A 12,541-nucleotide genomic window follows, 5' to 3' on the forward strand; every position below is an offset into this window, starting at 1 on the left:
CGTCTTACGCCTCCCTTACGGTCAGTTCGGCTATTTGCGTATCGTTTACGCTGCTGCCGATATGAATATGGAATTGTCCAGGTTCAACGACAGGCTTCAAATCACGACCAATATACTGCAGCTGCTCGGCTCCGATTCGGAATTCCACGGTCTGTGTCTCTCCTGGCTCCAGGTTCACTTTTGCAAACCCCTTCAGTTCCTTGGCCGGACGAGTTAGTGAGCTGACCATGTCAGAGATGTACATCTGTACAACTTCTGCACCTGCATAACGGCCAGTGTTGGTCACATTCACCGATACCGAAACCATATCACCAGCTGTCATGGATGCAGCACTCAACTGCGGTTCACTGTACTCATATGTGGTATAACTCAGTCCGTATCCAAATGCATAACGTGGCTCCAAATCCTCTTCCAAATACCTTTTGCCTCGGGACCGTTTGCCGTTATAGTAGATCGGTAACTGACCGACATGCTTCGGAATGGAGATCGTCAATTTACCCGATGGATTCACATCACCGAATAAAATATCTGCAATGGCACGACCGCCCTCTTGACCCGGATACCACGCCTCCAGAATTGCATCGGCATGTTCATCCACCCAAGGTTCAGTGATGGGACGACCATTAATGTAAACAACGACAAGTTTTTTGCCGAGCTTGTGAATCTCCTGAATAAGTTCCAACTGTACTCCGGCAAGATCCAACGTCATCCGGTCGATCCCTTCGCCACACTCCATATCATTCCAGGAGTTATCCGACACATTGGAAGCCCCCGTCTTCAGATCAATTGTTCCTTCTCCAAAGTCACGTGCACTTGAGCCGCCAACCACCATAATGACCGTATCCGCTTGACTGGCAACTTCGATCGCACGCTCGAATCCTTCTTTCGAATCACCTTTGATCCGGCAGCCTGGTGCATAAAGAACCTGATCTGTACTGCTGTCACCAGTCAAAGCACCAACAGAACTCTTCTCCGTTTGCCCATCCACATGATTAGCCAGCTTAATGCGAATCCCATCTAGTACCGTCGCCACTTTCGACTTCGGTTGCGGAGATGTGTAATCGCCCAGTTGATTGTAGGCCTGATCCGCATTTGGGCCGATCACGGCAATCCGGCCCACATTTGCTAACGAGAGAGGTAACGTGTCAGCCTCATTTTTGAGAAGTACAACCCCTTCCGCAGCCAACTGGCGTGCCAGTTGAATATGCGCTTCACTTCCAATTACTTCTGCTGCCCGATCGGCATCCACATAAGGATGTTCGAATAAGCCCAGTCTGAACTTCAAGGCCAGCACGCGAGAGGTAGCCTGATCCAGAACCTGCATATCAAGTTTGCCTTCTGCCACCGCCTGCACCAGATATTGCCCAAACATCTCACCGGACATTTCCATATCGATGCCTGCCTCAATCGCCTGTACGGAAGCTTCCATTCCATCTGCCGCGACATCATGCCCACTTGCTAGCATGTTGATCGCACCACAATCCGTAATGACCAGACCGTCAAAGCCCCAATCCTTACGCAAAACATCTTCCAGCAATTCCGTATTCACGGTGCAAGGCGTGCCATCAATTTCGTTATATGCTGGCATGATCGACGCAGCGCCCGCTTCCACCGCTTTGCGGAATGGATAGAGATCCACTTCCAGCAGCTCGCGCCAGCCCATATGTACAGGCCCTGCATTACGTCCGCCTTCTGAGCTGCCATAACCAACAAAATGTTTCAGCGTTGCCGCTACTGTATCTCCACGGTCAAGACTTTCACCCTGAAGCCCTTCTACGGAAGCAACTGCCAGCTCTCCAATGAGAAACGGATCTTCACCGAAACATTCCTCCGTACGTCCCCAGCGCGGATCACGCACAACATCCAGTACCGGAGAATAGGTGACCGCACCACCTTGAGCACGTGTCTCCCGTGCTACTGCCCGGCACATCTCCCGATACAGATCCACATTCCAGGTGCTCCCCAGTAAAAGAGGGACAGGATAGACCGTTCCGTCAATAGCCATATGACCATGCGAGCACTCTTCCCCGATCAGAATGGGAATCCCCAGTCTGGAATGTTCTATTGCATAACGTTGAATCAGATTGACCGCCTCAGCGCCTTCTCTGGCGGATAGTCCATTTTCCAGCGTAACGCCCGTCCACGGATCTGCGCGAAGTGCACCATAGAGGGAGCCGATGCCCCCATTTTCCACTTGCTGTTTAAAGGATTCGTTTAACGTGATGTTCCCTTGATCATTCGTATAGGTCTGCCAGCCAAATGGCTGCGTAAGTTGACCTACCTTTTCTTCCGTAGTCATCAGGCTAAGCAGGTGTTGTACCCGTTCCTCTACGGATTTGCTTTGGTCCTTATAAGTCATCAATCTGCATCTCTCCAATCCTATAACGTGATCCGGTTATTCTTTGACCGCGCCCACCGTCAGACCCTGTACAAAATAACGCTGGAAGAACGGATAAGCGAATATAATCGGCAACGTAGCAAGCACAACCATCGCCATTCGGGACGTATCCTGCGGAATGGACTGCATGGCTGCCAGACTCATCGAACTGTTAGCAGAGTTCTGCTGGATAAATTGGATACTCGACTCAATCCGCATTAACATAGATTGCAGTGGTACCAGATTCGGATTATCGATGTATAACAGCGCATTGAACCAATCATTCCAGTAACCGAGTGTACTGAACAACCCGATGGTTGCCAGTCCCGGCAAGGAGAGTGGAACCACGATTTTCATAAAGGTATAGAACTCACCGGCGCCATCAATCTTCGCCGATTCAATGACTGCATCCGGTACACTGGTGGAGTAGAATGTACGCAGGATCATAATATAGAAGGCGTTCATCGCCAGCGGCAGAATCAGTGCCCATAACGTATCTTTCAACCCAAGCAGCTGGGATACGACCATATAGGTTGGAATCATCCCGCCGTTGAACAGCATGGTAAGAATTGCAAAGATGGAGAAAAATCTCCGATATCTGAAGCTCTTGCGGGAAACCGCATACGCATACAGTGACATGAGAATCAAACTGATAATGGTACCGAGTACCGTCACCAGAATGGTAACTCCATACGCTCGCAGCAGCGTGTCCCCACTCTGCCAGACAAACTGATATGCCGCGAGACTCCATTCTGCCGGAATCAGACGATACCCATCACGGGCCAGTGCTTTCTCGTCTGTAAACGAGATGATAACTACAAATATGAAAGGAAATACACAGATTAGAGCGAATAGACCGGCGATAATGTTCATGATCACGTTCCATCCGTTGGATACGTGGTGGAAGTCGCGTTTTTTAACAAGCCCTGCTTGAGCCATAGTGGTTCACTCCTTTCACTGTCCTAGAATAGGCTGCTGTCTTTATCTACTTTGCGAACAACATAGTTGGAGATAATAACAAGCACAAAGCCCACCACGGATTGATACAATCCCGCTGCTGTACTCATGCCGATCTCACCACTAGTTTTCAAACCTCGATATACATACGTATCAATAACATTGGTCACGGAATAAAGCGTACCCGAATCCCTTGGCACCTGATAAAAGAGTCCAAAGTCGGCATAGAAAATGCGGCCTACGGCCAGCAAGGTCATAATCGTGATGATGGGCGACAGCAACGGAATCGTAATATTGCGAATCTGCTGCCATTTGCTTGCTCCATCAATCATGGCTGCTTCATACAGTGATTTATCAATCCCCAGTATGGAAGCCAGATAGACAACACTGCTATAACCTATGGTTTTCCATAACGCTACGAATACCAGAATATACGGCCAATATTTCGCCTCGGAGTACCACTGAATTGGTTCCATCCCAAACCAGCCGATAATCTGATTCAACATCCCGCGGTCCATGCTCAAGAAGCTGAATGCGAAGTAACCAACGATAACCCAGGAGAGAAAATACGGCAGAAACATGCCGGTTTGATACAGTTTGGCGAGTCGTTTATTCACTAGTTCCGAGAGCAGGATTGCCAATGCTACAGCAAATACCAGTCCCAGGAAGATAATGGCGATGTTATAAAAGAGGGTGTTGCGTGTAATGAGCCATGCGTCACTTGTGCTGAACAGGAATTTGAAATTGTCCCAGCCAACCCATTCACTCTTCATCAGACTTGCCCAGAACCCTTCACGGCTGAACCGATATTCTTTGAAAGCAGCCACTGTACCCACGAGTGGCAAGTAGGAGAAGAAGAAGAACCAGATGGCGCCTGGCAGCACCATGAGCAGCATGACTCGGTTTCTAATCAGGTTTTTCAAAAATGTAGTCATTGTGGAGATCCTCCTTCAGGCTTGAATGAAAAAGGACCGGACGCGATAAGCAGCCGCCCGATCCTTACGATGTACTGTTACTTGTTTTCCGCTCTCCAGGCATCCAGCTGGCTTTGGGCTTCAGCCATTACTTTCTCCAGTCCGGCTTGATTGAACTTCTCAATCACTTGATCCAGATTGGCTGCCGGGTCCAGTGTACCTGTCATCAGTGCTGCCCAATATTGCTCTTTCACGTTCTGTACCGCCGTCAGTTCGGACGATACATTGCTTGCATCAAAGTTAAAGCTGAGGATCGGGGAATTGACACCTTCAGCGTTAAACTTCTTGAACTCATCCCATTTGTTATCCGGGTCATTGCTGTTCAGATAGAGCAGCATGTTGTTCCCAAGGGAGTATGAAGGCATATCGTAGTTTTTCGATTCAGGCAGATTTTCCATATGCGTGTCATCCACTTTTTTGTAGTGTGTGCCCTCAATACCGGAGTCCACCATATTACGCAGCACAGGATCTGTATTCAGCAGGTTCAGGAATTCCATCGCTTTCTCCGGATATTCCGAGTTCGCCGAGATGGCCATAATGGAGCCTTGTACAGATGTATTTGTTATAATTGCTTCACTTGCAGGTGTTGAAACGACTTGATAACCGTAACTTGCAGACCATTGATTGTCCGCGAGCGGCTGAGTCTGTGCACGATCCAGGAACCAGTTGCCCGATGTTGTCAGGTCGTTCGTGGAACCTGTTGTTGCCGCTTCTGCCGATACATAACCAGCCTTGTAGTATTTATGCATCGTAGTAAGTGCTTCTTTCATTTCAGGTGTTTCCAGTATGTTTACAAGCTTATAGTCTGTTGTATCCAGCTTGATTGCCATTGGCAGATTCTGAATGACATAGTCATAAGGCACGTAAGGAACATAGTTTTTATCCATGGCAAATGGTGTTACACTCGCCTCGTTTTCCTTAATTGTTTTGAGCAGAGGCTCCAGACTGTCTAACGTACGAACGCCAGAGATGTCCAACTTGTATTTATCAACCAGCATTTGGTTAAAGCGCCATACCTCTTGTTGTGGCAACTCTTTGTTGGCTGGAATTCCGTAATTGTGTCCATCTACCTTGGAACCGCTGAGGAATGCAGGATCAATGGTCTTGGTAAGATCCTGACCGTATTCAGCAAGCAGGTCATCCAGTTCAAGGAATGCACCTTTTCTGGCATTTTGTACATAATCGAATCCACCAGAAGAAGTGAACAGAATGTCCATTGGCTCACCGGATGCTACGTTAACCTGCATTTTCTGCGGGTAGTCACCCCAGTCAACCATCTTCATCGTTACCGTGGCATTAATTTTCTCTTTGGTATACTTGCTCACTTCTTCCATCACTTTGTTGACGTCTTTCTGAGGGGTACCAATGGTATACCAGATCAACTCTACCGCGTCATCTCCAGCTCCCCCGGATTCTGAAGCATCTTTGCTTCCTCCACAGGCACTAAGAACAAGTGTAACGGCCATTAACAATGCAAGAACGAGTGAGAAGCGTTTTCTTTGTTTACTCATTTCTTTGATCCTCCCTTTTCGTGTTCCCTTAGGCTCTACTTACTAACTGCTTTAACCTTATCGAATGAAAGCATTTACAAAAAGAAGATAAACTTAAGTTTTCGAGGTACAAATTAAAGAGAAATCGTCCTTGGGCAACTTTTTTGTACCTATTTAAATAAATCGCTTACATGAAAGAGACATGCCGGGTAACGTATGCCATGATTTTCTACCATGCCATTCCTGTTCCCGATATGTCTCTTGGCTCTCTGTCCGCATGGTTGGATCTACCCGTCACCGAATTAACCAAACACCTTGAAATCAGTCGGTGAAATCCCCACATATTTGCGGAACTGTTTATAGAAATACCCCGTCTCCCAATACCCCACATTTCGGGCGATCTCATGTACCTTCAGATTGGAATTGCGTAGTTGCTCCTTCGCACGTTCAATCCGGTATTTGTTGATATATTCGGCAAACGTCTCCCCTGTCTCCTTATGGAACAATTGTCCCAAATAGACCGGATGCAGATGATAGTGGGCACCCAGCAGCTTCAAGGAGAGCTCTTCTGCGTAGTGTTTGTCGATATGCTGAAGCACCTGGTTCACAATTGGATTTTTCAGATCCTGCAATAGGGATTGGATCGTCTGCGACCCAACCTGCTGAAGCGCCCGCACGAGTTCATCAAAAGTACCACTGTCCAGTACAAGTTGAAGCCCTTGTTGGTATATGGCAGACTCATCCGAGTGTTTGATGCTCTCCAGTTCCATTTTGAAGCGAATCACAACTTCCAGTGCGGTATTCTGTAACTCCCCAGGTGTAAGCCCATCGCGATGCTGTTCAAAATCCATGCGAATCCGGTCGGCAAGTTGTTCTGTATTGCGGGATAGAATGAGTTTGGCATACTCCCTCCATTCAATGAAAAAGGTCGCCGTTGAACTTCCGCACCTTTCCAGCATGGCATGGTCGATGACTTTAAGGTCGGGATAAATCATCACATACTGGAGTGCTTTTTTGGCCTCCGCATAACTGGTCGGCGCATGGTATAACCCTTTCATCAATCTGCCTGCTCCAATGCGTGCCGCCGGATGGGTTACGGTTATCTCATCAGATAATGCCTGCAATCCATCCATCAACTTCTGTTCCTCGTCACTCGTACCCTGAATATTGGCAATAATGACGATGTCTCCATCGATATCATGAAATACGTTCAGATGGCGTCTGTCTCTCAGCATCTCTTCTACACGTTCAAACATGCCGGGTACTTGCCCTTTGTCACGCAGAATGGCCACAGCAACGTCCGGTGCATCCAGCGAAAGGTTCATGAACTGGGCACGTTCTTCAAATTCAGTAGCTGCAATATGTCCCGTAAGCCATCGATGAAGAATGTTATCTTTCAGAATCTGGATGCCATACGCATCATCGGCTTGAGGTGATACCGTATGATCCAGCTTGGACGCCGTGTTGCTCAGCGTGGATTCCAGTTCCTCTACATTAATCGGTTTGAGCAGATAGTTTTCGATCCCCAATTGCATGCCTTCCTTCAGATATTCGAACTCATTGAAACCACTGAGGATAATGACCTTAAGCTCAGGTTGCACTCGCCTTGCTTCCCGAATCAGATCGAGACCATTCATGAGTGGCATGGATATATCCGTAATCAGAATGTCCACAGGCTGAGAAGAGAGCGCCTGTAACGCTGCTTGCCCATTACCTGCATGGCTCACAATTTCCATACCAAATGAAGACCAATCCACAATATCGTATAAACCTTCAATGATGAATGGCTCATCGTCCACAATAAACACCTTGTACATATTACACACCTGTCCCTTCTGTATGTGGATAACGCACCCTGATTCGTGTTCCTTCTCCGAGGGTGCTCTCTATGGTGATACCGAACTCTGGCCCATACAGGAAGCGCAATCGACTATGGACACTGCGCAGCCCGAACATCTGACCAGACTCTTCAGGACGTTCCAGTTCTTCAAGGATTTCCGTCAGGCGTGCCGGATCAATGCCTTTGCCATTATCTTTGACTTCCACTTGCACCACATCATCTGTCTCTTCCACAACAATGGATAATCGGTTATCCGAACGTTCTGTCTGAATGCCGTGTACAACATAATTCTCAATGATAGGTTGCAGCGAAAGTTTGACCACAGGGTGTTGATAATATGCAGCATCGATCTGGATCGTATATATGAAAATATCCTTGTAGCGGATTCGGAATAATTCCAGATACAAGCGGCAAGCTTCCATCTCATCCTTCAGCGTATAATTTTTCTTTTGCTGTACCAGGCTCTTGAACAATACGGATAAACTATAGATCATCTCGCCAACATCTCTCGCCCCTTGGGATATCGCCCTCATCCGAATCACTTCAAGCGTATTGTAGAGAAAATGAGGGTTGATGCGCGCCTGTAATGCGACCAGCTCGGTCTCCTTCTGTTTGATCTCGGCTTTGTAGACCCGTTCAATATACAGATTCAGCTCATCCAGCATGTCGTTGAAGCTATGTGAGATCTGCCCCAGTTCATCATCTCGCGGATCGTCGATGCGAGCCGTCAAATTTCCATATTTCACTTTTTGGGTGAAGCGGATAATTCGACGGGTTCGTTTGGCAAAGTTAATAATGAAAAATGCCGGAACCAGCACGGCAAACAAAATACATACGATACTGATCGAGATAATGGTATTGCGAATGCCCGCATAGGTTTCAGCCATCTCTTCTACCGGAACGGTGCCAATGACCACATACCCCTGATCGGCGGAGACAAACTTGTTGACGTACATGTTCTGCTCCTTTTTCATTGAATCCATATCCGTCTGATCAAACAGGGAATCGGCCACATTCACGTAGGGATACTTCTTCCCGTAATAATGATTGTTGGAGTCAAATAACACTGTCCCTTTCGCCGATAACACCACGATGTCTCCCTTGAGATTACTCTCGTAGTTATCCAGCGCATTACCGATTCCTTCTGAGTCAAAGAAGACAAGAAATTGGCCCAGATTCCGAAGAGTCTGTGTATTGTTAATCGGTACGCGGATGGAGTAGAGCGCAGGGTCCCATTGATTAATCTCTTTGCGAATCCAGTAGTTGGGTGCACTGATATTGGGCGTTTCCATCGCCATCACGTCCGGAATATAGGAATGAGCTACATTGGCGTCCAGCTTGCGGAACTGCTTGTGTTGATTAAAGGTAGACAGATCCTGCTGCTCAGCGCTATACAACATGAGTTGGTTAATCTGCGAATTACGATCCATAATGTTCTGAAAATGTTTCAATACATCGGCCGAATAGTCATCCTGATTAGCATAATATCCATTGGTCATGTGCTGAACATATTCAGCGTACGAATGATTCATCAGATAAGTAATGTTAGCGGACAGCGCCTCATTCTGATGCATATCCCTCACCATGTTTTGTACCGATTCATACTGCCGATGAATGTACCGGTCCACATGTTCCATCGCCGCTTTCTGGATCGCCAGTTCCCGGCGAATCGTGGAGTCGGACACCGACAGGAAGATGATATAAGACAATGTAATGATCGTGACAATCGATATCATCGAGAAGATCAGGAGCATTTTCATAAACATATTATTTTTGAAGAAATTATTGTAAACGCTAACAATTTTCAATTCGCATGTTCCCTCCGATGCTGGTTTCCTGACTTGAATTATATCATCAGGCTTCTGACATTAACTTGTCACCTGCAACTTTTCTTTAGTTTATATCTGTGTTTCTTTAATTTCACCCTATTTAAAAACGCTTTCATCCACTATCGTTAACCATAAGTTTAGCTTTGTGTAAAAGAATACCTTACATTCATTCCACTTGAAGGAGGAACAGCATGACACGCAAACTCAAAGCAAAAGGCATCATTCCCAAGGTCACTGCCATGGTCCTGACTACGGCTCTGCTTGGACAAGTTGTTGCATCATCCATTTATGCCGGAGACACGCTCCCCTACACCGGTGAAAGTGCCAAAGGGGTGAATCAGCCCTATCAACACGGATACACCTCAGCCCAGATTCTGAACTGGACACCGGAAAGTGATATTCATGGTGACCTGCTTCGTGCCCATGTTCCCTTGCAGCCCCGTAATGAAGCGTTCGCTGCTACACAGGCTTATCCTGAGCTTAGCCCGGACACCCAGCTATTCACAATGAGTGGTGATTACGGCAATGCATTCTTCGATAGCACACCTTATACCAATGAATTCAGCCAGTACCTCTTCAATTATTGGCAATATACAGACTACTACAGCTATTGGCACGGCATGGCCTCTGCGGGAGTACCTGAGGAGCTATACGATCCGAGTAAAGAGTGGACGGAGAAATACTTCGAGTTTGGCATTTTGAACATTCCGAATCCGGCCTACACCAATGCAGCCCACAAAAATGGCGTTAAGTCCATTGCTAACATCTTTTTCTCGGACAATGACCGCGGGCCACAAACCTATAAACAAATGCTGATCCAGGATGAAAACGGTAATTTCCCTGTGGCCGAGAAACTGGCCGAGATGGCAGAATACTACAACTACGATGGATATTTCTTCAATCAGGAAGAAGTTGCCCGGGGTGTAGCCCCGGAAGATATCGCTTCCTACAAGAAATTCATGAAATATCTAAGAGATAAAGGCCTGTACGTTCAGTGGTATGATTCTACCATCAATACAACAGGTAAAATTCAATACCAGAACCAATTTAATGGGCTTAATAGCCCGTTTGTACAGGATTCCGTTCTCGGCAGAGTCTCGGATTCCATCTTCCTGAACTATGTGTGGAACCACAAGATGCTCCGCGATTCCCGTGATCATGCCCTTAGCTTGGGACTGGATCCACTGGAAACCGTATTTGCTGGTGTCGAAGGTGGACATGACAAATTCGGCCGCTGGAAGCAATCCTATGACCTGCGCCATAACCTGGATGAGAACGGTCAACCGATGAATAGCATTGCGACACTGGGTGCCGACTTCACCCACAACGCCCTGGATGAAGAGATGGGCGATGGCAGCACCAATCATCGTGCGGAAGATGAGTACCAGTGGATGACCTTTGTACGTGATCGTGCCTGGTGGTCTGGTCCAAATCAAGACCCGACAGATGCACGTCGTAATGCGTCTGCCGATCTGTCGGATGTGTATGCTTCCGGTGCAAATTGGGATGGAATTGCCGCTTATCTTACCGAGCGATCCGTCATCAACGGCTCCAATTTTGCAACCAGTTTCAATACGGGGCACGGTCTGAAATATTATGAAGACGGTGCTGTCTCGAACGATAAAGAATGGTCCAATATCAACATTCAGGATATCCCTGTCACTTGGCAATGGTGGATGGATAGCGAAGGCGACAAGCTCAGTGTTGATTTTGACTACGGTCCCTCTTACGAGAAAGGCGCACGGTACAACTATGACTCCATTGGCGCGTTTAATGGCGGCAGCTCTCTCGTGGTGAACGGTACACTGAACGCGGAGAACTTCCTTCGCCTCTACAAAACCGACCTGTCCGTCAACGGACAATCGAAACTGGAGCTGACGTATAACAAACCGTCTACCAGCGATGCTTCTTCCCTACATGTTGGGCTGATCTTCGAAGATGATCCATCCAACGTGGTCAATGTGGAAGTGCCTCAGTCAGGCCAGCAAACGGAAGGCTGGAAGACAACTTCGCTGGATTTGAGCGCCTATCATGGAAAAACCATTGCCGCTATGGGGTTATCTTTTGACCCGAATGGCAAAGCGATTGAGAATTACCAGATGAATATTGGCGAGATCCGCATGTTCGACGGTTCAGCGGCTGTACCGGATGCACCGACAGGATTCCATATTGCCAAGGCACTGACCAACACCGACGAACTGGTTGTTGCATGGGACATGAAGGACTATTCAGAGGTCAAACAATACAATTTATATGAAAATGGCGCCTATGTAGGCGGCGTGTATGATTCCACTTTTTATATCAAATCGCTAAAACAGCCTTCTGGTGAACTGTCCATTCGTGCTGTTGGTGCAGATGGTACCGAAAGTGAAGCAAACGTCCTGCCTTACGATCTGAATGCAGCCATTCAGAATATCGATGTGAAATTCAAAAAGAATGGCGATGCCATCGTAAGCTGGAAAAACCCGAAAAAAGCAAAAGATTCGGGCAAAGACAAAGATAAGAATACCGGTAAAGACAAGGATAAAAATAAAGACAAAGATAAAGGCAACGAATCGATTCAGCTTACACTAGAAACTGAATACACGAAAGAACCATTCACCAAGTCACTTCAGGTTAAAAAAGGAAAACAGTCTGCCGTCCTGACCGGACTTCCGACCAATGGTGAACATTACGTGCTGAACATCGCCATTGGCGGGCAGAACCCGGTAACCCATACCGGACAGCTCGCAGATCTTCAGATTACACCATACGCCAAGGAAAAGGTCACGGTAAAAGATGGAAAGTACACATTAGCCCTCCCGGATCTGGAGGACTGGTATAAGATCTATGTATATGAAAATGGGGTACCACGCGAGTTCGGAGTCACTTACGTTTCGCAGAAATTCCCGTATATCATTCGGGGAAGAACAAAGCTGAGTGAACTGACCTTTACGCCATCGTCCAACAACAGCTCATTGAAGCTGGTTATTGAGGATTATGCGGGCAATCAGGTCAGTACGATTTTGAGATAATACTGCAAAGTATTTTTTGTTCTCGCCTGCATAACAGTTGAGATAAAAACGTACAGCCCT

At 47.1% G+C, this 12,541-nt stretch carries 7 protein-coding genes; 1 reads left to right on the forward strand and 6 read right to left on the reverse strand.

From position 1 onward, the window contains the following. Positions 1-4 precede the first annotated feature (4 nt). The 6 genes from NST38_RS24955 to NST38_RS24980 all read right to left on the reverse strand — a co-directional run bounded on the left by NST38_RS24955 (position 5) and on the right by NST38_RS24980 (position 9,446). The gene (locus tag NST38_RS24955) at positions 5-2,359 is read right to left on the reverse strand and encodes a glycoside hydrolase family 3 N-terminal domain-containing protein (RefSeq protein ID WP_076253243.1); all 2,355 of its coding nucleotides are present in this window, start codon (positions 2,357-2,359) and stop codon (positions 5-7) included. Between the two features lie 36 nt (positions 2,360-2,395). Next, complete coding sequence (locus NST38_RS24960) at positions 2,396-3,316, reverse strand: carbohydrate ABC transporter permease (RefSeq protein WP_036605781.1); 921 nt, start codon at positions 3,314-3,316, stop codon at positions 2,396-2,398. Positions 3,317-3,339: 23 nt separating this feature from the next. Beyond that, positions 3,340-4,269 (reverse strand): ABC transporter permease, encoded by a 930-nt coding sequence (locus tag NST38_RS24965; protein WP_036605780.1) that lies wholly within the window; start codon positions 4,267-4,269, stop codon positions 3,340-3,342. Between the two features lie 77 nt (positions 4,270-4,346). Further along, a complete protein-coding gene (locus tag NST38_RS24970) occupies positions 4,347-5,819 on the reverse strand; it encodes an ABC transporter substrate-binding protein (protein ID WP_036605779.1) in 1,473 nt (490 codons plus the stop codon). A gap of 281 nt (positions 5,820-6,100) precedes the next feature. Next, a complete protein-coding gene (locus NST38_RS24975) occupies positions 6,101-7,615 on the reverse strand; it encodes a response regulator transcription factor (RefSeq protein WP_076253242.1) in 1,515 nt (504 codons plus the stop codon). A gap of 1 nt (position 7,616) precedes the next feature. Beyond that, positions 7,617-9,446 carry a sensor histidine kinase gene (locus tag NST38_RS24980; protein ID WP_076253241.1) on the reverse strand — a complete coding sequence of 610 codons (1,830 nt, stop codon included), beginning with the start codon at positions 9,444-9,446 and terminating at the stop codon, positions 7,617-7,619. Positions 9,447-9,658: 212 nt separating this feature from the next. Here NST38_RS24980 and NST38_RS24985 point away from each other — a divergent pair, with 212 nt between their 5' ends. Then, positions 9,659-12,481, forward strand: a complete 2,823-nt coding sequence (locus NST38_RS24985; RefSeq protein WP_076253240.1) for an endo-beta-N-acetylglucosaminidase — start codon at positions 9,659-9,661, stop codon at positions 12,479-12,481. The last annotated feature ends 60 nt before the right edge of the window (positions 12,482-12,541 follow it).

Source organism: Paenibacillus sp. FSL H8-0104, assembly GCF_038050215.1.
GTDB classification, from domain to species: Bacteria; Bacillota; Bacilli; order Paenibacillales; family Paenibacillaceae; genus Paenibacillus; species Paenibacillus amylolyticus.